Genomic DNA, 20,851 nt, shown 5'->3' on the forward strand with positions numbered 1-20,851 from the left:
AACCACCCATGACCACCACCGCCCACGGCATCGACGGACTCAAGGCCCTGACCGGCACCGACCTCGGCCGTACCGAGTGGCGCGAGATCACCCAGGACCGGGTGGACACCTTCGCCGACGCCACCGACGACCACCAGTGGATCCACACCGACCCGGAGAAGGCCAAGGACGGCCCGTTCGGCGGCCCGATCGCGCACGGCTACCTCACCCTGTCGCTGATCATCCCGCTCTTCGGCGAGCTGCTGGAGATCACCGGCATCGGGATGAGCGTCAACTACGGCCTGGAGAAGGTCCGTTTCCCGAGCCCCGTGCCGGTCGGCGCGAAGATCCGGCTGCACGGCACCGTCGGCGAGGTGGCGGAGGTCAAGGGCAACGGCGTGCAGATGCCGCTGACCTTCACCGTCGAGGTCGAGGGCAGCGCGAAGCCGGCCTGCGTCGCCGAGGCCGTCTACCGCCACTACAGCTGAACCGAAAGGGCTCCCGGAACCGTCACTCGACCGTCCGGGAGCCCTCCGTGCCGCCTACAGCCGCGGGGTGCGCGGGGGGACCGTCCGGCGGCTGCCCGTCGCCTCGAAGGCCGCGGCGAGGGTCAGCAGGACGTTGTCCTCGTAGGCGCGGCCCGCGAAGGTCAGGCCGACCGGCATGCCGGTGTCGGCCATGGTGCCCATGGGCACGGTCACCGTCGGGATGCCGAGGTGGCGGGGCACCAGGTTGCCGTTGGCGACCCAGACGCCGTTGCGCCAGCCGAGCTCGGCAGACGCCTCGGAGACGTCCATGTCGGCCGGGCCGACGTCGGCGACGGCGGGGAACACCACCGCGTCCAGGCCCAGTTCGTCCATCCACTGCTCCAGGTCGACCCGGCGGGTCTCCTCCAGCCCGCGCAGCCCCGCTTCGAGGTGCGGCATCTCGGTGAACGACGCGTACGGGCGCTCCCGCACGAAGCGCGGGTACTCGCCGATCGTGTCGTCGAAACCGGCGTAGCGGTCGGGGAGTTCGCCCTCGTGCTTGGGGAAGATGCGCTCGCCGTCGACCTCCGTGAGGGTGGCCAGCGCCGGGTCGCCGTTGGCGCGCAGGAAGTCGTCCCACGCCCAGGCGGACAGGTCCTCGATCTCGACGGTGAGGAAGTCCCGGCCGACCAGGCCGCGGGTGAACAGCGAAGGGGCTCCGGGGCGGTCGGCCTCGTAGTTCGACACCACGGGGAAGTCGACCTCGACCACCTCGGCGCCGGCCGCCTCCAGGTCGCGACGGGCCGCCTCCCACAGGGCGATCACCGAGGGCCGGGTGTCGATCCGCTGCCCGGTCTGGCCGCCGATCCCGCCCTCGGGGTTGGTGCCGGCCTCCGGGTCGGCGTTGATGTACATCCGGGGGACGCCCACCCGCTTGCCGGCGAGCGCGGCCCGCGCGGCACCGAGGTCCGCGGGGGCGAGCGCCGGGTAGGAGGCGGGGCGCACCTGCGACACCGCCGGGAGCGCTATCCAGGGCTGCGCGCGCCACAGGTCGCCGCGGGTCTGCGGGTCCTCCGCCACGACGACGTCGAGCAGTTCGAGCAGGTCGGCCATGGTGCGGGTGTGCGGCACCACGACGTCCATGGTCGGCACCAGCGGCCAGTTGCCGCGCACCGAGATCACGCCGCGGCTGGGCGTGTAGGCGCACAGCGCATTGTTCGACGCGGGCGCCCGGCCGGACGACCAGGTCTCCTCGCCGAGACCGAACGCGCCGAACGAGGCCGCGGTCGCGGTGCCGGAGCCGTTGGAGGATCCGGAGCCGTAGGCGCTGGTCAGCCACTCGGCGCTGTACGGGCTCTCCGCCCGGCCGTAGACGCCGCGCTGCATGCCGCCGTTGGCCATCGGCGGCATGTTGGTCAGGCCGATCAGCACGGCGCCGCCCGCGCGCAGCCGCTCGATCGCGAAGGCGTCGCGCTGGGCGACCAGGTGCTCGAACGCGGGCGAGCCGGACGCGGCCGTCAGGCCCTTCGCGAGGTAGCTGTCCTTCGCGGTGTACGGGATGCCGTCCAGCGGGCCGAGCGTCTCGCCGCGGGCGCGGCGCGCGTCGGAGGCCTCCGCCTCGGCGCGGGCGTCGGGGTTCATCACGACCATCGCGTTGAGCGCGGTGGCGGTGCCCGGCCGGTCGTAGGCGTCGATCCGTGCGAGGTAGGCGTCGAGCAGGTCGACCGCGGTGGTCTCGCCCTTCTCCAGCGCCGCGCGCAGGTCGGCGATACAGGTCTCCACAACATCGAATCCGCGCGTCATGCGGATACCTCCGGGGGTGCAGTCGTCACTGACTAGATTTTCAGTCTAGACTACAGATCTAGACTCCCAGGACGGAGGTGCGCCGATGCCGACGCCGACGCCGGACGCCGGGCCCGAGAAGCGGTCCGAGGCACGCGCCGCGGGCGAGGCCGTCCGGGCCCCGCTGGACCGGAAGCGCCAGCCCAGCGGCGACGAGGCGCGGGGGCGGGCCATGCTGGCTGCGATCGGTGCCATCGCGGAGAAGGGCGCCGGGGCCGTGCGGATGTCGGACATCGCCGCACGGGCCGGCATGAGCACCGGGCACATCCTGTACCACTTCGGGAAGAAGGACCGGCTGCTCCTGGAGGTCCTCGCCTGGAGCGAAGCGGACCTCGGCGCCCGGTACCAGCAGGCCGCGGACGAGGCCGCGACCCCCGCCGAGAAACTGGCGCTGTTCGTCCGCTTCTACCTGCCCCGCCACCCGGGCGACGAACGCTACGCGCTGTGGACGCAGGTACTGGCCCAGCCCCACGACGACGCCGGCCGGCAGATCCTCACGGACCTGTCCGACGCCTGGGAGCAGCGCCTGGAGGCCGTCGTGGTCGAGGGCCGCGCGACGGGGCAGTTCGCCGACGTGTACCTCCCCGATTTCGTCATCAGGGCGGTGGCCATGCTCAACGGTCTCTCCGGAGACGTGATGTTCGGACGCACGCGCTGGCAGAACGCCTCCGCGAACGCGTTCGCCCTGACCGCCCTCGAACGCGAACTCCGCCCGACCGACCGGCCCTGACCGCGGCCGGGCGACTGGTTGCGGGTCCGACTGTCCGAAACGGTGCATTTTCTGGCGTTCATGCACCCGAAATGCTACTTGTTCGTATGCCGCTGCGGACGGAATTGTCAGTTCCGTATTTACTGTCGGCTCGTGTGACTCGTGGGGTCATTGTGGTCTAGACAACGTCTCTGTACGTCCTATAGCCTCTGTGTCGCGAGACCTCGCCAGGACTGGAACTACCGATGAGTTCCGAATTCCCGCCAGTGAACCTCTTTCATCCTGAGTCTTCGCAGGTGAGAAGGGTGTGGACGGCGGAGACGAGGAGGCCGATGCGGTTGGTCGAGCAGCGGGCTTTTCGGAAGATTCGCCAGGACTTGAGTCGGGCGAAGGCGCGTTCACCCGGCGCTCGGAGGCGGGCGTGGTCGCGGTTGTACTGCTGGTAGTGCTCGGGGAGTTCGTGATGCCGGTAGTAGGGAGTGCGGACGGTGGCGCCGGCACCCTGGTAGGCGCGGTCCGCCAGGACCAGGATCTCGCGGGTCAGGCAGGCCTGGACGATCCCGTGGGCGCGGGCCGCGGTCAGGTCGTGGGTGCGGCCGGGCAGAGCGCGGGAGAACCACAGCGGCGTGCCGTCCCGCCTGGCGATGACCTGCACGTTCATCCCGTGCTTCCGGTGCTTCTGCGAGTAGTACGGCTCGTCCGCCTTGATCCGGTCGGTCGGGATCAGTGTCCCGTCGACGATCACGAAGTCGCCCTCGCCCAGGCCGACCAGCGCCTCGCGCAGGCCCGGCGCCCACGCGGCCAGGAGCTCGACGGTCTCGTCGACGTACCGCCAGGCGGTCGCCTCCGACACCCCGAAGCCTGCTGCGACCTGCGCGAGGGTCTCGTTCTTCCGCAGATGCGCCAGGGTGAGCAGGGCCTGGTTGAAGCAGCTCAAGCGCCGCCAACGCGAACGCAGTTCACGCCTTCGGGCGTAGATCAGCCATGAGACGTGCTCAACGAGCTCGTGCGGGACATCGAGCATGGCAGGATACGGGACCAAGCGAGGCTCCTCGGGCGAAGCGCGGTGCGTAGAGAACACCAGCGCAACGACCAGGAGCCTCGCCTGTTACCCCACCCCTCCTGACCAGCCATTTCACCCTGCCGGGACAGGATGAAAGACGTTCAGTGGGGGTTGGAATGGTTCAGGAAATGAAGGTCGCGGCCGATCGGGTGCTCGGAATGCTGCTCAGGGAAGAGACGGCCGAGGCCAGCTCCGGCTGCCTCCAGTGCACCGGCGGAGAGGGTTGCACCGGCGGGTGGCGCTGCCGCTATGCGTGGTACTCGTGGAACTGGGCCGCGCAGCCGCAGCTCGTGTGCGTCCAGTACAGCATCCCCTGCTAGCAGGCGGCATCGGTCGCTGACGGCCGGCCGCTCCCGGCGCCATCCTCGGATGGCGCCGGGAGCGGGTGCGCGAATGGGGGAGATCATGAACGACCAGTTCCTGCTGGTCTGCCGCACTATCTCCGATCCGGGCGGCTCGCGTTACGCCCCGGACGGATCGTGGTCGCCAGGGTGTCCGCCGACCTCAGGGGTGGAAACCACGGCCTGGTGGTGAAGCGGGTCGCCGCGACCCAGGGGCAGCCCATGCCGGCCGAGGTCTGCGCCGCAGCGGGGCTGCCCGCCGGGTCCGCGGTGCCGCGTGGGCAGGTCGTCCTGCTCGGTGACAACACCGCTGCCAGCCACGACTCCCGGTCCTGGGGCCCGGTCCCGGTGTCCGGAGTGGTCGGCGCGGTCCTCCGCGGCACTGGGCCGCGGGATTGAGGGAACGGTGAGGGGAATGGGGCGGTCGGCGTGTTGGTGATGGTGCGGTCGCAGGTGCGGCACCGGTTGGGGCGGGCGGTCGCCCTGATGGCGGGGATCGCGGTGGCGACGTCGGCGTTCACGGTGCTGACGGGTGCGGCGCGGACGCAGGAGCTGCAGGTGAAGGAGACGGTGGAGGACAATTCCCGTTCCTCGTACGACATCCTGGTCCGGCCGGTGAAGGGGCGCAGTGCCACCGAGGAGGGGCAGGGGGTGGTGCAGGCGGGGTTCCTGTCCGGGATCTTCGGCGGCATCACCCTCGACCAGTGGCACCGGATCCAGCAGATCCCGGGCGTGCAGGTCGCCGCGCCGCTGGCGCTGGCGGGCTACATCACGCCGCAGGTGTCCGTCCCGATCGAGCTGGCGTCGCAGATCCCGGCGGGGCAGGACAGCGCGCTGTTCCGGGTCACGACCACCACCACGACGGACGGCGGCCTCAGCAGGTTCCCGGCCGCCACCGCCTACCAGTACGTCACCCGCAACGGCCTGATCTGGCGTACGGGGAACACGGATCGGCCCTTGCCGGCGCTGGAGGAACGGCCCGACGGGACGCGGGTCGAGGCGTGCCTGGTGACCGATCCCGGTGTCGGCAGAGGACCGTTCGACCGGGCGGACCAGCTGTCCTGCGCCTCCACCGCCGATCGGCGGTGGGAGGTGAACGGGGCGCAGGTCTCCCGCGGCACGGCGCAGACCGGCCCGGTCGGCTACCGGGCGGCGATCCCGACATCGCTGTTGATCGGTGCGATCGACCCGGCGTCGGAGGCGGCGCTGGACGGCCTGGACGGCACCGTGGTCTCCGGCCGCTACCTCGCCGACCACCAGGCGCCAGGTACCCGCGACATGTCCGGAACTGTGACGAGCGGGGACTCCACCACGGTCCAGAGCTTCACGATGCCGACCTTCCCGGTGCTGGCGGCGGCCCGCAGCGACCTGGACAGCACGGTCGAGATCAGCGTCCAGCGCCTGGACGGGACCGGCGGCCGCACCCCGCTCCAACTCGGGCCGGACAACTTCCGCAGCCTGACCGGCCCCCAGGTGGTCGCACGGAAGGTCACCGCGGGCGAGGCGTACGACCGGGCGCTGGCGGACGCCGTGAACGGTACGGAAGGTTCGATCAACAACACGAGCTTCGGCGCGGTGTTCACCGCCGGTCCGACCGACTGGAGGGCCGGCCCCGACGGGTCGCTGGTGCCCGCCGAGGTGAGCAACCCCGACGGCACATGGTCGCGGGTGGACCAGGGCACGACCTGGATGGACGTCCCGCGGAGCAACGCGGACAGCGCGCTGCGCGAGGTCCGGACCCACCGGCTGGCGTCCTTGGCCCACCCGCTGCCCGACATCGTGGGCGTCTACGACCCGGCGAAGCTGCCCGCCGTCAACGCGCTGACGGCCGTCCCGCTCGGCGCGTTCGACGCCCCCGTCACCACCGGCGCCGACGACGCCTCCCGGAAGGCCCTCGGCGGGCAGCCGATGCGGCCCGACGGGAACATGGCCGGGCTGCTCGCCCAGCCGCCGCAGCTGCTCACCACGATCGACGCGCTCTACACGATCACCGGCGGCGCGTACCAGGGCAACATGCACCTCGCCGATCCGATCAGCTCGATCCGGGTGAAGGTCGCGGGCGTCACCGGCACCGACCCGGTCAGTCGGGAGCGGGTGCGGCTGGCCGCCGAGCAGATCCAGCAGGCGACCGGGCTGCTGGTGGACGTCACCTACGGCTCCTCGCCCCGGCCGGTCACGATCGCACTTCCGGCAGGGCAGTTCGGGCGGCCCGCCCTGGCGGTGAGTCAGAACTGGGTGAAGCTCGGCGTCGCGTTCACCGTGCTGGACGCCCTCGACCGCAAGAGCTTCACCCTGTTCGTGCTGATCCTCGCCGTGTGCACGCTGTTCGTCGCCAACTCCGTCGCGGCGGCCGTCCGTTCACGGCGCACCGAGCTGGGTGTGCTGTCCTGCCTGGGCTGGTCGGCGGGCCGGATCGGCGCGACGCTGCTGGGCGAGGTGGCGCTGCTCGGGCTGGTCGCCGGTCTGGCGGGCGCCGCCCTGGCCTGGCCGGTGGCCGAACTGTTCGGGTTGCACGCGACCCTGCTGCGGGCCGGACTCGCCGTGCCCGGCGCGGTGGTACTGGCACTGCTCGCGGGTGCCGTCCCGGTGCTGCGAGCCGCCCGCGCCGTCCCGGCGGAGGCCGTCCGCCCGGCCGTCTCGGACCCGCGCCGGGCCCGGCGCAGCCGCGGCCTGCTGGGCCTGGCCGCCGGCAACCTGCGCCGAACCCCGGGCCGTAGCCTGCTCGGCGTGCTGAGCGTCGCCATCGGCAGCACCGCGCTGACGGTGCTGCTCGGCATCACCTGGACGTTCCGCAACTCGCTGGTCGGCTCGCTGCTCGGGCAGGCGGTGTCGTTCCGGATCCGCGGCATCGACTACGCCGCCGTCGGCACCGTGCTCGTGCTCGGCGCGCTCGCCGTCGCCGACGTGCTCTACCTCGGAATCCGGGAACGGGCAGGGGAGTTGGCCGCACTGGCCGCGTCCGGCTGGCGGGACGGCGAGCTCGGCCGGCTGGTCCTCGCCGAGGGCATCCTGCTCGGCCTGGCCGGGGCGCTCGGCGGCGCGGCCGCCGGTACGGCCGTCACCGCCGTCCTGGCCGGGCAGCTGCCCTCCCCCCTGCTCGCCACCGCCGCCGCCGTCGCCACCGGAGCCGTCCTGGTCACCGTGCTGGCCTCGCTCGTCCCGGCCGCCCTGCTGCGGCGCATCCCGCTCGGCCGACTGCTCACGGAGGACTGACCCACCATGACCGAGACCCCGCTCCCGCAGGGCGCCGAGGTGCTCGTCACCGACGTCCGCAAGGCGTTCCGGACCGGCGGCGACCAGCAGTTGCGCGCCGTCGACGGCGTGAGCCTGCGGATCGGACCCGGCCGACTGGTCGCGCTGACCGGCCCGTCCGGGTCCGGCAAGTCGACGCTGCTGCACCTGCTCGGCGCGATCGAACGCCCCGACAGTGGCAGCATCGAGGTCGCCGGGACGGACATCACCGCGCTCGGCCGCCGCGCCCTCGCCGACTACCGGCGCGGCATCGGGATCGTCTTCCAGCGCTTCCACCTGCTGCCCGCGCTCACCGCGCTGGACAACGTGATCGCCCCCGTCCTGCCCGTCCGCACCGCCTTCGACAAGCGTGCCCGGGCCCGCGAACTGCTCGCCGCCGTCGGCCTGGCCGGGCGGGAGGACGCGCTGCCGTCCAAGCTGTCCGGCGGCCAGCAGCAGCGGGTGGCGATCGCCCGGGCGCTGGTCAACTCGCCGTCGCTGCTGCTCGCCGACGAACCCACCGGCAACCTGGACAGCCGGACCGGCGCTGAGGTGTTCGAGCTGCTGACGGAGCTGCGCGCCACCTACGGCACCACGATGGTCGTCGCCACGCACGACCCCGGGCTGGCGGAGGCCTGCGAGGAGCAGGTCCGCCTGCACGACGGCCGCCTGCAGGCCGCGGAGTAGCCGCGCAGGCGTGGGCGCGGTCGGCGCCCCGCGCCCACGTCCGCCCGGTGTGCTCGCGCCGAACCGGTCAGAGCGCCGGGGCCAGGCGCGGGGTCCGGTCCTCGACGGCCTGGGCGGCGTTCAGGACCATCTCCTCCTCGAAGCGGCCGCCGATCAGCTGAACGCTCATCGGCAGCCCGTCGACCAGGGCGCTGGGCACCGTCACTGCGGGGAAGCCGAGGATCGGCACGGCGGCCATCGGCCACATCGCGGCGACCAGTTGGGCGGCCCGCTCGGGGCTCGCCAGGTCGGCGTCCTGCTCGAACGGCGGCTCCGCGGAGACCGGGGTGAGCAGCAGGGCGTCGCGGCCGAGCAGCTGCTGGAGCTCCGTGACCAGGGCGCCGCGCCGGGACCAGCCGTGGATGTACTGCGCCAGGGTGGGGGCCTCGCCCCACTGGCCGGCCGCGGCGGCGAAGGAGTACTTCAGGGACGTGCGGATGTCCGCGTCGCCGAGCAGCTCGACGGTCGGCATGGTGGGGCGGAAGTCCTCGTAGATGAGCAGGGACCACAGTCGGGCCGCCTCGGCGAGCAGCGGGAGCCCGTCCAGCTCCTCCACGGCGTAGCCCGCGTCGGTGAGCTTGGCGACGGCCTCGTCGACGGCTTTCTCCACGGCGGGGTGGTTCGCGACGGTGCCGATGGAGCGCACCACGGCGATCCGGGGGAGGGCGTCCGGGGCCGGGCGGGTGGGTAGGGCGGGGACGCCGACCGGGTCGCGCAGGTCGGGGGTGGTCATCACCCGCAGCGCGAGGCGGGCGTCGGCGACGGTGCGGGCGAGCGGGCCCTCGACGGCGCAGTTGAGCACGGTCGGCGGCATGACGAGCTGCTCGCGGCCGCCCGGGGTGTCGACGAACACCGGCTCCGCCCAGTTGGAGATCCGGCCCACGGTCGGGCGGATGCCGACCACGCCGCAGCAGGCGGCCGGGTAGCGGATCGAGCCGCCGATGTCGTTGCCCTGGGCGATCGGGGTCATGCCGGCGGCCAGGCTCGCCGAGGCGCCGCCGCTGGAGCCGCCGGGGGTGCGGTCGGTGTCCCAGGGGTTGAGGGTGCGCCCGTGCAGGTCGTTGGTGGAGAACCAGCGGTAGGAGAACGCCGGGGCGTTGCTGCGGCCGACCAGGACCGCGCCGGCCCCGCGCAGCGCGGTGACGCAGGCGGCGTCCTCGGCGGCGGGGGTGGCGGCGAGGGCGACGACGCCGTGGCTGGAGGCGTACCCGCACTGGTCCGTGTTGATCTTCGTGGAGACCGGTATGCCGTGCAGCGGGCCGAGTTCGGCGCCGGAGGCGGTGAGCCGGTCGGCGGCGCGGGCCTGGTCGAGGGCCTCCTCGGGGCGGAGGTCGGCGAGGGCGTTGATGCGGGGGTTGACGGCGTCGATGCGGTCCAGGCAGGACCGCACGATGTCCACCGAGGACAGCGTGCGGTTGCGGATCGCGGCCGCGAGCTCGACGGCCGACAGCTGCCACGGTTCGGTGGTGGGGGAGTCGTGTTCCATGATCGCCTCTGCGAGGGCGCGCCCGCGGCGGAGCGCGCGGAGGGAGTGGAAGGCGGCGCGGAGGCCGCTCCGGGATGTACAACGTCGTTATAGGACGACGTTTGATTCAGTCATCGTGACTCCCGGTGCCGGAGCTGTCAAGGTCGCCCCCGCTGCCCACGCTACGGACCGGCCGCCCGGCCCGCATGCGCGCCGGGTGGCCGGACGAGGGCATCAGCCCAGGTCGCGGGCGGCCCGCAGGCCCGCGGCGCGGGCGGTCGCCCAGGTGTCCTCCGCGCCGAACAGGTCGAGGACGGCGGCGGCGCGGTCCGGCTCCGTCGAGGCGGCGAGCACGGCCCCGCCGAAGACGGTGCTGATCGCCGTGTCGCCGGGCAGCGGACCGACGACCACTACGCCGGGCAGGTCCATCAGCTCACTCTGCTGCTGGAAGGCGAGGTCGGCGTCGCCGGAGGCCAGCAGGCTCCCGGCCGGCACCCCCGGCGGCGCCTGGACCAGCCGCGGCGCCAGCTCGTCCGCGAGCCCCAGCCGGGCGATCAGCGCGACCAGGGCGGTGCCGCTCGGCCCGGTGGAGTACGCGATCCGCCGGGCGGCCGACAGGGCGGCCCGCAGGTCCGCCGCGGACGCCAGGGCGGGCAGCGGCGAGCCGTCCGGCACGGCCGCGACCACCTGCGAGACCCACAGCGGGCGCAGCGTCCCGGCGGCCAGCAGCCCGGCCGCCTCCAGCCCCGCCATCGCGTCGGCGGCGAGCACCAGCAGGTCGCCCCCGGCGCCCTCGCGCACCCGCCGCGCCACCTCGACCCCGCCCGCCGACTCGAAGCGCACCGCGGCGCCGTGGACGCGCCCGACGTACCCGGACAGCTCGGCCAGGAGCTGCCTGGTCGCCATCGAGGACAGGCCGGTGAGCTCTCGGTTCATCACATCTCCTTGTGGGCGGCCGATGCTGCGACGGGCGCACGGTCGGCCCAGTGCCTGTCTGCGACACTGGCCGCGTGAGCGCAACCCGGAGCACGGCGGCTGGAAAAGTTCTCGAAGTCCTCTCGACCTTCGGCCGCGACTGCCCGTCGCAGACCCTGTCGGAGATCGCACAGCGTACGGGCCTCGCCCTGAGCACCGCACACCGGGTGGTCGCGGAACTGGCGGCCTGGGGCGCCCTGGAGCGCGGCGAGGACGGCTCCTGGCACGTCGGGCTGCGGCTGTGGGAGATCGCCTCGGGCTGCCCGCGCAGCCAGATCCTGCGCGACGTGGCGCTGCCGTTCATGCAGGACCTGTACGAGGCCACCCACGAGAACATCCAGCTCGCCGTCCGGGAGGGCACCGAACTCGTCTTCGTCGAACGGATCGCCGGACACCGCTCGGTGGAGCTGGTGACCATGGTCGGCTCGCGCTTCCCGATCGGCTCCACCGGAATGGGCCGGGTGCTGCTGGCGCACGCCCCCGCCGACATCCAGGAGGCGGTCCTGGACGCGCCGCTGCGCGCCTGGACCAGCCACACCGTCACCGACCCGAGGACGCTGCGCGCCCAACTGGACGGGATCCGCCGCGAGCAGGTCTTCGTGAGCGACCGCCAGCTCTCGGACACCACGGTCGCGGTGGCCGCGCCCGTCCGGATCGGCCGCACCGGCCCGGTCGGCGCCGCGCTCGGGATCGTCATCGCGGCGAGCAGCGCCGGCCGGGCCCGCGGGCTGCGCGAACCGCTGCTGCGGGCCGTGCACGGCATCTCCGAGGAGCTCGGCCGGCGGGCCCGCGCGGCGGTCTGACCCGGCGGCTGCCGCGCGGGTGATTCCGGCGGCGACTTCCGCCTGACGGAAGTGGTGCTGACCGGCCGAGGCGGCGGATGCCAGCGTTCGGGGTGTTCCGAACCCTTGCCGTCGCACAGGAGATCCCCCATGGCCGAGGCCATCGTCGACACCGTCACCTCGGTCCCCGTCGCCGTCGTCGGCGCCGGTCCCGCCGGGCTCATGCTGGCCCACCGGCTCGGCCGCGCCGGCATCGACACGGTCGTCATCGACACCCGCACCCGCCACGAGATCGCCACCACCCAGCGGGCCGGCATCCTGGAGGCCGACGCCGCCCGGGACCTGGTGGAGACCGGCGTGTCCGACCGCGTACTGCGCGAGGGCCACGAGCACGAGGGCATCGAGCTGCGCTTCGGCGGCCGCCCGCACCGCATCCACTTCAAGGAACTGGTGGGCGCCTCGGCGTGGCTCTACCCGCAGACCGACGTGTTCCTCGACCTGGCCGACGCCCGGATGCGCGACGGCGGCACCGTCCTGTTCGGCGTCCGCGACACCGAGGTCCTCGACATCACCACCGACGCGCCCCGGGTCCGCTGCACCCTGCCCGACGGGACCAGGCACGAGATCCGGGCCCGCTACGTGGTCGGCGCCGACGGCTCCCGCAGCATGTGCCGCGACCTGGTGCCGGAGGACCGGCGGGTCCGGTACGGCAAGGAGTACCCGTTCGCCTGGTTCGGCATCATGGCCGAGGCCCCGGCCAGCGCGCCCGAACTGGTCTACGCCCACTCCGAGCACGGCTTCGCGCTGATCAGCCGGCGCACCGAGAGCGTCCAGCGGATGTACTTCCAGTGCGCCGCCGACGAGTCGGTGGACGCCTGGAGCGACGAGCGGATCTGGGAGACCCTGCAGGCCCGGGTCGCGGGCGAGGACGGCTTCCGGCTGAACGAGGGGCCGGTGCTGGAGAAGACCGTGCTGCGCTTCCGCTCCTTCGTCCAGGAGCCGATGCGCTGGGGCTCGCTCGCCCTCGCCGGCGACGCCGCGCACACCGTGCCGCCCACCGGCGCCCGCGGGCTCAACCTCGCGCTGCACGACGTGAAGGTACTCGCCGAGGTCCTGGTGCGCGCCCTCGGCGGCGAGGGCGACCGGGCGCTCGACGACTACCAGCCGCGGGCCCTGCAGCGGATCTGGCGGGCCCAGAACTTCTCCTCCTGGATGACCCGGCTGCTGCACACCGAGCCCGGCGGCACCCCCTTCGACCTGCGCCGCCAGCTCGGCGAGCTCGACAGCGTCGCGGGCACCCGGGCCGGCCGGACCTACCTCGCCGAGCAGTACACCGGCTGGCCCACCGGCGCCTGACCCCGCCCCCGACCTCCGCACCACCCCCAGGAGAGCACCCGTGATCATCGACTGCCACGGCCACTTCACCACCGCCCCACCGCAGTTGGCCGCCTGGCGGGACCGGCAGGTGGCCGCCGCCGGCGGCACCGGCGAGGCGCCCGACCCCGCCGAGCTGGTCATCACCGACGACGACCTGCGCGCCGCGATCGAGGGCAACCAGCTGCGCCTGATGGACGAGCGCGGCATCGACCTGACCGTCTTCTCCCCGCGGGCCAGCTTCATGGCCCACCACATCGGCGACTTCGAGGTCTCCTCGGTGTGGGCGCGGATCTGCAACGACCTGGTCCACCGGGTCGGCGGGCTCTACCCCGACCGCTTCGCGACGGGCGCGATGCTCCCGCAGTCGCCGGGCGTCGACCCCGCCACCTGCCTGCCCGAACTGCGCCGCGCGGTCGAGGAGTTGGGCGCGGTCAGCGTCAACCTCAACCCCGACCCCTCGGGCGGGCACTGGACGGCCCCGCCGCTCACCGACCGCAGCTGGTACCCGCTGTACGAGGCGCTGGTCGACTACGACGTGCCCGCGATGATCCACGTCAGCACCTCCTGCAACCCGGCCTTCCACACCACCGGCGCGCACTACCTCAACGCCGACACCACCGCGTTCATGCAGCTGGTCCAGGGCGACCTGTTCGCCGACTTCCCGACCCTGCGGTTCGTCATCCCGCACGGCGGCGGCGCGGTGCCCTACCACTGGGGCCGCTTCCGCGGCCTGGCCATGGCCCTCGGCCGGCCGGACCCGGTGGAGCTGCTGGAGAACGTCCTCTTCGACACCTGCGTCTACCACCAGCCCGGCATCGACCTGCTCACCCGGGTGATCCCCAGCCGGTCCGTGCTGTTCGCCAGCGAGATGATCGGCGCCGTCCGCGGCATCGACCCCGACACCGGCCACCACTTCGACGACACCCGCAGGTACGTCGACGCCACCCCGTACCTGACCGCCGAGGAGCGGGCCGCCGTCCACTCCGGCAACGCCCTGCGCGTCCACCCCCGGCTCGCCGCCCGCCTCGCCGCGGCCGACCGCTGACCCCAGGAGAACTGCCATGGAACACACCGAGATCGGGGTCGTCCGCACGGCGATCACCCGCGCCGACCCGGAGGCCGTCGCCGCCCTGTCGGAGTTCGGCGTCGCCACCGTCCACGAGGCGATGGGCCGGGTCGGCCTGGCCCGCCCGTACCTGCGCCCCGCCTACCCCGGCGCCCGCCTGTGCGGGACGGCGGTCACCGTGCTGCTGCAGCCCGGCGACAACTGGATGCTGCACGTCGCCGCCGAGCAGATCCGCGAGGGCGACGTGGTGGTCGCCGCCTGCACCACCGAGAGCGAGGACGGCTTCTTCGGCGAGCTGCTCGCCACCTCCTTCCGCGCCCGCGGGGCCCGCGGCCTGGTCATCGACGGCGGCGTGCGCGACGTGGCCGACCTGGAGCGGATGGACTTCCCCGTCTTCGCCCGGGCCGTCAACGCCAAGGGCACGGTCAAGGCCACCCTCGGCTCGGTCAACGTGCCGGTGGTCTGCGCCAACGCCCTGGTCCGGCCCGGCGACGTGGTGGTGGCCGACGCCGACGGCGTCGTGGTGGTGCCCCGCGAGCGGGCCGCCGAGGTCGCCGCCGCCTCCGCGAAGCGCGAGGCCGCCGAGGAGGGCAAACGCGCCCGCTTCCGGGCCGGCGAACTCGGCCTGGACATCTACGGCATGCGCGGCCCGCTGGCCGAGCTCGGACTGCGCTACCAGGACCGGTGACCATGGACTTCGAGAAGACCCCCGGCTGGCTGGACTGGTACGCCGGCCCGAGCCGCCCCGCCTTCGAACTGCCCGCGGGCGCCGTCGACGCGCACTGCCACGTCTTCGGCCCCGGCGCCGCGTTCCCGTACGCCCCTGAACGCAAGTACACCCCCTGCGACGCGTCCAAGGACCAGCTCTTCGCGCTGCGCGACCACCTGGGCTTCGCCCGCAACGTCGTGGTGCAGGCCACCTGCCACGGCGCCGACAACCGCGCCATGGTCGACGCGCTGCGGGCCTCCGGCGGGCGCGCCCGGGGCGTGGCCACCGTCCGGCCCACGGTCACCGACGCGGAGCTGCGCGAGCTGCACCAGGCGGGGGTGCGCGGCGTGCGGTTCAACTTCGTCAAGCGGCTGGTCGACGCCGCCCCGCAGCAGGACCTGCTGGACGTCGCCGAGCGGATCGCACCGTTGGGCTGGCACGTCGTCGTCTACTTCGAGGCCGCCGACCTCGCCGAGCTGCGCGACTTCCTGCTGTCGATCCCGGTGCCGGTGGTCGTCGACCACATGGGCCGCCCCGACGTCACCGCCGACCCGCACGGCCCCGCGTTCGAGGCCTTCCTCGACCTGATGCGGGCCCGGGACGACATCTGGTGCAAGGTCACCTGCCCGGAACGGCTCTCCGCCGACGGCCCGCCCGCCCTCGACGGCGAGCGGCACGCCTACCGCGACGTCGTCCCGTTCGCCCGCCGCGTGGTCGAGGAGTTCCCCGACCGGGTGCTGTGGGGCACCGACTGGCCGCACCCCAACCTCACCGACCACATGCCCGACGACGGCCTGCTGGTCGACTTCGTCCCGCACATCGCCCCGACCGCCGAACTGCAGCACCGGCTGCTGGTCGCCAACCCGACGCGCCTGTACTGGCCGGACGCCGACTGAACCGCCCGCACCGCCCGCTTACCGCACGATTGGAGACCGGCATGGCGCTGGACAAGACCTACAGGCTGGTGCCGGGGACGACCATCTTCGACGCCGAGCAGTCCGCCAAGGGCTACCACCTCAACCAGTTCTGCATGTCGCTGATGACCGCCGAGAACCGCGCCGCCTACCTCGCCGACGAACGCGCCTACCTCGACGCCTGGCCGCTGCGCGAGGAGCAGAAGCAGGCCCTGCTCGACCGCGACCTCAACGCCGCGATGCGCGAGGGCGGGAACATCTACTTCCTCGCCAAGTGGGGCGCCACGCTCGGGCTCTCCTTCCAGCAGATGGCGGGCTCGATGACCGGCATGACCGAGCAGGAGTACCGCGCCATGATGGTCGCCGGCGGCCGCTCCGTCGAGGGCAACCGGATCGACCACGCCGTCCTGGAGGCCGCCTACGCCGACCCGGCGCAGCCCGCCGAGCACGCCGTGATCACCGGCGCGGTCTTCACCTCGCACGTCCCCGCGATCGGCGCCGCGATGGACCACCACAAGACCGAAGAGCCGTACTGGAAGCCGGTGTTCGACGGCTACGCGTACAGCCGGCAGTGGCAGCGGGAGAACCTCCCCGACGTGATCTTCCTGGTCTACAACGACCACGCCTCCACCTTCGACCTGTCGCTGATCCCGACCTTCGTGCTCGGCACCGGCGCGGCCTACGCCACCGCCGACGAGGGCTACGGCCCGCGCCCCGTGCCCGGCATCGAGGGCGACCCCGACCTCGCCGCGCACATCGCGCACTCCCTCATCCGCGACGACTTCGACCTCACCCTGGTCAACGAGATGACTGTCGACCACGGCCTGACCGTCCCGCTGTCGCTGATGTTCGGCGACGTCGAGCGCTGGCCGTGCAAGGTCATCCCGTTCCACGTCAACGTGGTGCAGTACCCGGTGCCCTCCGGCGCCCGCTGCTTCGAACTCGGCCGGGCACTGCGCCGGGCCGTCGAGTCCTACGACCGCCCGCTGAACGTCCAGGTCTGGGGCACCGGCGGCATGAGCCACCAACTGCAGGGCCCCCGAGCCGGGTTGATCAACCGGGAGTGGGACAACGCCTTCCTCGACCGGCTGATCGACGACCCCGCCGGCCTCGCCCGGCTGCCGCACCTGGACTACGTCGAACAGGCCGGCAGCGAGGGCATCGAACTCGTCATGTGGCTGATCGCCCGCGGCGCGATGAGCGACGTCGACGGCGGCGGAACGGTCGAGACCAAGCACCGCTTCTACCACGTGCCGGCGTCCAACACCGCCGTCGGCCACCTGATCCTGGAGAACCACCCGCGGGCCCAGACGCCCGGTACGGAGGAATGACATGACCGACCAGCAGCCCGTCCGCATCGCCCTCGCCGGAGGCGGCGCCTTCGGCGCCAAGCACGCCGCCGCCCTGCGCCGGATCGACGGCGTCGAGCTGACCGCCGTCGTCAGCAGCTCGCTCGACAGCGCCCGGAAGTTCGCCGCCGAGCAGGGCATCGGCCGCGCCGCCGCCTCCCTCGACGAGGTGCTCGCGATGGACGACGTCGACGCCGTCATTCTCGCCACGCCCACCCCGCTGCACGCCGCCCAGACCCTCGCCTGCCTGGAGGCCGGCAAGCACGTCCAGGTCGAGATCCCGCTCGCCGACGCGCTGCCCGACGCCGAGGCCTGCCACGCCGCGCAGCAGCGCACCGGCCTGGTCGCGATGGTCGGCCACACCCGGCGCTTCAACCCCAGCCACCAGTGGGTCCGCCGCCGGATCGAGGCCGGCGAGTACCGGATCCAGCAGATGGACGTGCAGACCTACTTCTTCCGCCGCAGCAACCTCAACGCCCTCGGCCAGGCCCGCTCCTGGACCGACCACCTGCTGTGGCACCACGCCGCGCACACCGTCGACCTGTTCGCGTACCAGACCGGGTCGCCGATCGTGCAGGCCAACGCGATCCAGGGCCCGATCCACCCCGAACTCGGCATCGCGATGGACATGTCGATCCAGCTGCGCGCCGAGAACGGCGCCCTCTGCACCCTCTCGCTGTCCTTCAACAACGACGGGCCGCTCGGCACCTTCTTCCGCTACATCGGCGACACCGGCACCTACCTCGCCCGCTACGACGACCTGCTCACCGGCAAGGACGAGCCGATCGACGTCAGCACCGTCGACGTCTCCACCGACGGCATCGAACTGCAGGACCGCGAGTTCGTCGCTGCCATCCGCGAGGGCCGCGAACCGAACTCCTCCGTCGCCCAGGTCCTCGACTGCTACCGGACGCTCGCCGACCTGGAGCGGCAGCTCGACGCCGCCCGCACCGCATGAACGCCGCGACCGGCGGGGCGGCTCTGCCCGCCCCGGCCGGCGGGACCGCCCCGGCCGCCGGGACCGCCGTGCCTGCCGCGGCCGCGCGCCGGATCGGGCCGTTCGAGGTCCCGGCGCTCGGCCTCGGCTGCATGAACCTCAGCCACGCCTACGGCGTCCCGCCCACCCCGGAGGCCGCCGAACACCTGCTCCGCACCGCGCTCGACGAAGGCGTCACCCACCTCGACACCGCCGCCCTCTACGGCTTCGGCGCCAACGAGGAACTCCTCGGCCGGGTGCTCGCCGGCCACCGCGACCGCGTCCTGCTGGCCAGCAAGTGCGGCATGACCGGCGTCGACGGCCGGCGCGTCGTCGACGGACGGCCCGAGACCCTGCGGCGCACCGCCGACCGGGCGCTCGCCCGGCTGCGCACCGACACCATCGACCTCTACTACCTGCACCGCCTCGACCCGCAGGTGCCGGTCGAGGAGAGCATCGGGGCGATGGCCGACCTGGTCACCGCCGGCAAGGTGCGGGCCCTCGGACTGTCCGAGGTGTCCGCCGCCACGCTGCGCCGCGCCCACGCCGTGCACCCGATCGCCGCCCTGCAGAACGAGTACAGCCTCTGGACGCGCAACCCCGAGGAAGGCACCCTGGCCGCCACCCGGGAACTCGGCGTCGCCCTGGTCGCGTTCAGCCCGCTCGCCCGCGGCTTCCTCACCTCGGCGCCGCCCGCCCCGGACGGCCTGCCCGCCGGCGACATCCGCCGGGCCATGCCCCGCTTCGGCGCCGACCACTACCCCGCCAACCTGGCCCTGCGGCACCGGCTGGCCGGCATCGCCCGGGACACCGGCTGCACCCTCGCACAGCTGGCCCTGGCCTGGGTCCTCTCCCGGGCACCGCACGTGGTCGCCGTCCCCGGCACGCGCTCCGTCGCCCACCTGAAGGAGAACCTGGCCGTGCTCGGCCTCGCCGTCCCCGCCGAGGCCCTGGAGGCGGCCGGTGCGGTACTGAACGCCACCACCGTCCACGGCCCTCGCTACAACGAGGCCACCCTCGCCGAGATCGACACCGAACGCTGCGGGCCGGCCGGCTGACCTGCCGGCCGTGGGGCGCCCGGCAGCGCGCCGGGAGCCGCCGCAGCGCCCACGGACCACGGCGATCCCGTATGGTCGGCCAATGGCGAAGTACTTCGACGTGCACCCGCAGACCCCGCAACCGCGCACCATCGGCACCGTGGCCGACAGCCTCCGCTCCGGCGCCCTGATCGCGTACCCGACCGACTCCTGTTTCGCCCTGGGCTGCCGCCTGGACAACCGCGACGGCCTCGACCGGATCCGGTCGATCCGGCGCCTGGACGACCGGCACCACTTCACCCTGATGTGCGAGGACTTCGCACAGCTCGGACAGTTCGTCCAGCTCGACAACAACGTCTTCCGGGCCGTGAAGGCCGCGACGCCGGGCAGCTACACCTTCATCCTCCCCGCCACCAAGGAGGTGCCGCGCCGCCTGCTGCACCCCAAGAAGAAGACCGTCGGCGTCCGGATCCCCGACCACGCCGTCACCCGCGCGCTGCTCGCCGAGCTCGGCGAGCCCCTGGTCTCCAGCACCCTGCTGCTCCCCGACGAGGACGAGCCGATGACCCAGGGCTGGGAGATCAAGGAGCGCCTCGACCACGTGCTCGACGCCGTGGTGGACTCCGGCGACTGCGGGACCGTACCGACCACGGTCGTCGACTTCTCCAGCGGCGAGGCGGAGATCGTGCGGCGCGGCGCAGGGGACACCACCCGCTTCGAGTGACCGGGCCCGCCGTGCGGGCAGGGGTACCTCGGACCTCAGTCGACCTCGACGTACGCGACCAGGACGATCGTGCCGAGCACCGTCGCCACGTACGCGACGCGCACGCCGTCCTTCGCGTACTCCCGCACCGGGCTGTCCGGCCGCAGCTGGACACCGGCGCCCGCCGGGTCCTCCGCGATCACGCCGAGGTGCGGATCGAGCCGGGCCAGCGCCGCGTCGTCCAGCTCCGCGAGCTGCCGCTCCGCGACCTCGTGGAAGGTGATGACGGCGCGGCGCATCTCGACCTCCAGGACGTCCGGGTGACGGTGCATCGAGGCTAACGCAGCACCGGGGCGCGCAGCGAACCGCCTCCGCGGGCCGCGGCGGTCCCCCGTGGGCAGCGGCGGGCCTCCGTGGGCAGCGGCGGTCCGCCGCACCCGGCGGAGAAGCGGAGGTTTCGGTTCCGAAGGCCGGGGCAGACGAGGCTGCGGCAGGTCGCCGAGAGATCGGAGGAACCGCATGACCATGGTCCAGGAATCCGTTGACGTGGACGTCCCGCTGCACACCGCCTACAACCAGTGGACGCAGTTCGAGGACTTCCCCCGCTTCATGGAAGGCGTCGAGGAGGTCACCCAGCTCGACGAGCGGCACAACCACTGGCGCACCACCGTCGCCGGGGTCACCCGCGAGTTCGACACCGAGATCGTCGACCAGCTGCCGGACCAGAGGATCGCCTGGCGCACCGTCGGCGGCGACGTCCAGCAGATGGGCGTGGTGACCTTCGAGCGCGTCGACGACCGGCACACCACCGTCCGCCTGGCGATGGACTTCGAGCCCGAGGGCATCGCCGAGAAGGCCGCGGGCATGACCGGCATGGTCGACCGGCGGGTCAAGGGCGACCTGCGGCGCTTCAAGTCCTTCGTGGAGGAGCGGGGCGTCGAGACCGGCGGCTGGCGCGGCCGGATCACCCCCGGCTGACCGCCCGGCACCGACCGTGAACGAACGCCGGGCCCCGCCGTGTGCGGTGGGGCCCGGCCTCGTGCGACGGCCCGGGCGGTCCGATTTGCTCATGCAGGTCCCTTATTATGCAGTGATGGGAAGTAGCAGCGGCTTGTCAGTTTTTGACATGCCATGGGCGGC

Annotated in this window: 20 protein-coding genes; 15 read left to right on the top strand and 5 right to left on the bottom strand. The window is 73.0% G+C overall.

Features of this window, described 5'->3' with window-relative positions; translation table 11 throughout:
- The first annotated feature begins 8 nt into the window (after positions 1 to 8).
- Positions 9 to 467: a MaoC family dehydratase gene (locus tag ACGFX4_RS06330; protein WP_393070769.1), complete on the top strand. Its 459-nt coding sequence runs from the start codon at positions 9 to 11 to the stop codon at positions 465 to 467.
- A gap of 54 nt (positions 468 to 521) precedes the next feature.
- On the opposite strand, the gene ACGFX4_RS06335 is transcribed toward ACGFX4_RS06330, so the two are convergent.
- A complete protein-coding gene (locus tag ACGFX4_RS06335) occupies positions 522 to 2,249 on the bottom strand; it encodes an amidase (protein ID WP_393070771.1) in 1,728 nt (575 codons plus the stop codon).
- Between the two features lie 85 nt (positions 2,250 to 2,334).
- Between ACGFX4_RS06335 and ACGFX4_RS06340 the strand changes: the two genes are divergently transcribed.
- Entirely contained in the window at positions 2,335 to 3,018 is a 684-nt protein-coding gene (locus tag ACGFX4_RS06340) for a TetR/AcrR family transcriptional regulator (RefSeq protein ID WP_393070773.1), read from the top strand.
- A gap of 256 nt (positions 3,019 to 3,274) precedes the next feature.
- Here the strand turns inward: ACGFX4_RS06340 and ACGFX4_RS06345 are convergent, their stop codons facing one another.
- A complete protein-coding gene (locus tag ACGFX4_RS06345) occupies positions 3,275 to 4,039 on the bottom strand; it encodes a transposase family protein (protein WP_393070775.1) in 765 nt (254 codons plus the stop codon).
- Between the two features lie 584 nt (positions 4,040 to 4,623).
- On the opposite strand from ACGFX4_RS06345, the gene ACGFX4_RS06350 reads away from it, so the two are divergent.
- The 3 genes from ACGFX4_RS06350 to ACGFX4_RS06360 are packed head-to-tail and all read left to right on the top strand — an operon-like array spanning position 4,624 to position 8,319.
- On the top strand, positions 4,624 to 4,800 hold the full coding sequence (locus ACGFX4_RS06350; protein WP_393071070.1) for a S26 family signal peptidase: 177 nt from the start codon (positions 4,624 to 4,626) through the stop codon (positions 4,798 to 4,800).
- Between the two features lie 54 nt (positions 4,801 to 4,854).
- A complete protein-coding gene (locus ACGFX4_RS06355) occupies positions 4,855 to 7,614 on the top strand; it encodes an FtsX-like permease family protein (RefSeq protein WP_393070776.1) in 2,760 nt (919 codons plus the stop codon).
- A gap of 6 nt (positions 7,615 to 7,620) precedes the next feature.
- On the top strand, positions 7,621 to 8,319 hold the full coding sequence (locus tag ACGFX4_RS06360) for an ABC transporter ATP-binding protein (RefSeq protein WP_393070778.1): 699 nt from the start codon (positions 7,621 to 7,623) through the stop codon (positions 8,317 to 8,319).
- Positions 8,320 to 8,386: 67 nt separating this feature from the next.
- On the opposite strand, the gene ACGFX4_RS06365 is transcribed toward ACGFX4_RS06360, so the two are convergent.
- Positions 8,387 to 9,844: an amidase gene (locus ACGFX4_RS06365; RefSeq protein ID WP_393070780.1), complete on the bottom strand. Its 1,458-nt coding sequence runs from the start codon at positions 9,842 to 9,844 to the stop codon at positions 8,387 to 8,389.
- A 213-nt stretch (positions 9,845 to 10,057) separates the two neighbouring features.
- Positions 10,058 to 10,759, bottom strand: a complete 702-nt coding sequence (locus tag ACGFX4_RS06370) for a molybdate ABC transporter substrate-binding protein (protein WP_393070782.1) — start codon at positions 10,757 to 10,759, stop codon at positions 10,058 to 10,060.
- A 74-nt stretch (positions 10,760 to 10,833) separates the two neighbouring features.
- Here ACGFX4_RS06370 and ACGFX4_RS06375 point away from each other — a divergent pair, with 74 nt between their 5' ends.
- The 9 genes from ACGFX4_RS06375 (at position 10,834) to ACGFX4_RS06415 (ending at position 19,732) form a co-directional block, all read left to right on the top strand.
- Positions 10,834 to 11,601, top strand: coding sequence for an IclR family transcriptional regulator (locus tag ACGFX4_RS06375; protein ID WP_393070783.1), 768 nt, complete (start codon positions 10,834 to 10,836; stop codon positions 11,599 to 11,601).
- Positions 11,602 to 11,730: 129 nt separating this feature from the next.
- Positions 11,731 to 12,936: a 4-hydroxybenzoate 3-monooxygenase gene (locus ACGFX4_RS06380; RefSeq protein ID WP_393070785.1), complete on the top strand. Its 1,206-nt coding sequence runs from the start codon at positions 11,731 to 11,733 to the stop codon at positions 12,934 to 12,936.
- A 40-nt stretch (positions 12,937 to 12,976) separates the two neighbouring features.
- Positions 12,977 to 14,002: an amidohydrolase family protein gene (locus ACGFX4_RS06385; protein WP_393070787.1), complete on the top strand. Its 1,026-nt coding sequence runs from the start codon at positions 12,977 to 12,979 to the stop codon at positions 14,000 to 14,002.
- Positions 14,003 to 14,018: 16 nt separating this feature from the next.
- Positions 14,019 to 14,711 carry a 4-carboxy-4-hydroxy-2-oxoadipate aldolase/oxaloacetate decarboxylase gene (ligK, locus tag ACGFX4_RS06390; RefSeq protein WP_393070788.1) on the top strand — a complete coding sequence of 231 codons (693 nt, stop codon included), beginning with the start codon at positions 14,019 to 14,021 and terminating at the stop codon, positions 14,709 to 14,711.
- Positions 14,712 to 14,713: 2 nt separating this feature from the next.
- Entirely contained in the window at positions 14,714 to 15,628 is a 915-nt protein-coding gene (locus ACGFX4_RS06395; protein WP_393070789.1) for an amidohydrolase family protein, read from the top strand.
- 41 nt (positions 15,629 to 15,669) lie between these two features.
- On the top strand, positions 15,670 to 16,977 hold the full coding sequence (gene ligA, locus ACGFX4_RS06400; RefSeq protein ID WP_393070791.1) for a protocatechuate 4,5-dioxygenase subunit alpha: 1,308 nt from the start codon (positions 15,670 to 15,672) through the stop codon (positions 16,975 to 16,977).
- A 1-nt stretch (position 16,978) separates the two neighbouring features.
- Positions 16,979 to 17,953 carry a Gfo/Idh/MocA family oxidoreductase gene (locus ACGFX4_RS06405; protein ID WP_393070793.1) on the top strand — a complete coding sequence of 325 codons (975 nt, stop codon included), beginning with the start codon at positions 16,979 to 16,981 and terminating at the stop codon, positions 17,951 to 17,953.
- Complete coding sequence (locus ACGFX4_RS06410; protein ID WP_393070795.1) at positions 17,950 to 19,029, top strand: aldo/keto reductase; 1,080 nt, start codon at positions 17,950 to 17,952, stop codon at positions 19,027 to 19,029. Before ACGFX4_RS06405 ends, ACGFX4_RS06410 begins: the two co-directional genes overlap by 4 nt.
- An 82-nt stretch (positions 19,030 to 19,111) precedes the next feature.
- Positions 19,112 to 19,732 carry an L-threonylcarbamoyladenylate synthase gene (locus tag ACGFX4_RS06415; protein WP_393070797.1) on the top strand — a complete coding sequence of 207 codons (621 nt, stop codon included), beginning with the start codon at positions 19,112 to 19,114 and terminating at the stop codon, positions 19,730 to 19,732.
- A gap of 35 nt (positions 19,733 to 19,767) precedes the next feature.
- On the opposite strand, the gene ACGFX4_RS06420 is transcribed toward ACGFX4_RS06415, so the two are convergent.
- Positions 19,768 to 20,043 (bottom strand): hypothetical protein, encoded by a 276-nt coding sequence (locus tag ACGFX4_RS06420; protein WP_393070798.1) that lies wholly within the window; start codon positions 20,041 to 20,043, stop codon positions 19,768 to 19,770.
- A 187-nt stretch (positions 20,044 to 20,230) separates the two neighbouring features.
- On the opposite strand from ACGFX4_RS06420, the gene ACGFX4_RS06425 reads away from it, so the two are divergent.
- Positions 20,231 to 20,689 (top strand): SRPBCC family protein, encoded by a 459-nt coding sequence (locus ACGFX4_RS06425; RefSeq protein WP_393070800.1) that lies wholly within the window; start codon positions 20,231 to 20,233, stop codon positions 20,687 to 20,689.
- Positions 20,690 to 20,851: the final 162 nt, after the last annotated feature.

The organism is Kitasatospora sp. NPDC048365 (assembly GCF_043200835.1).
Taxonomy (GTDB): Bacteria; Actinomycetota; Actinomycetes; order Streptomycetales; family Streptomycetaceae; genus Kitasatospora; species Kitasatospora terrestris.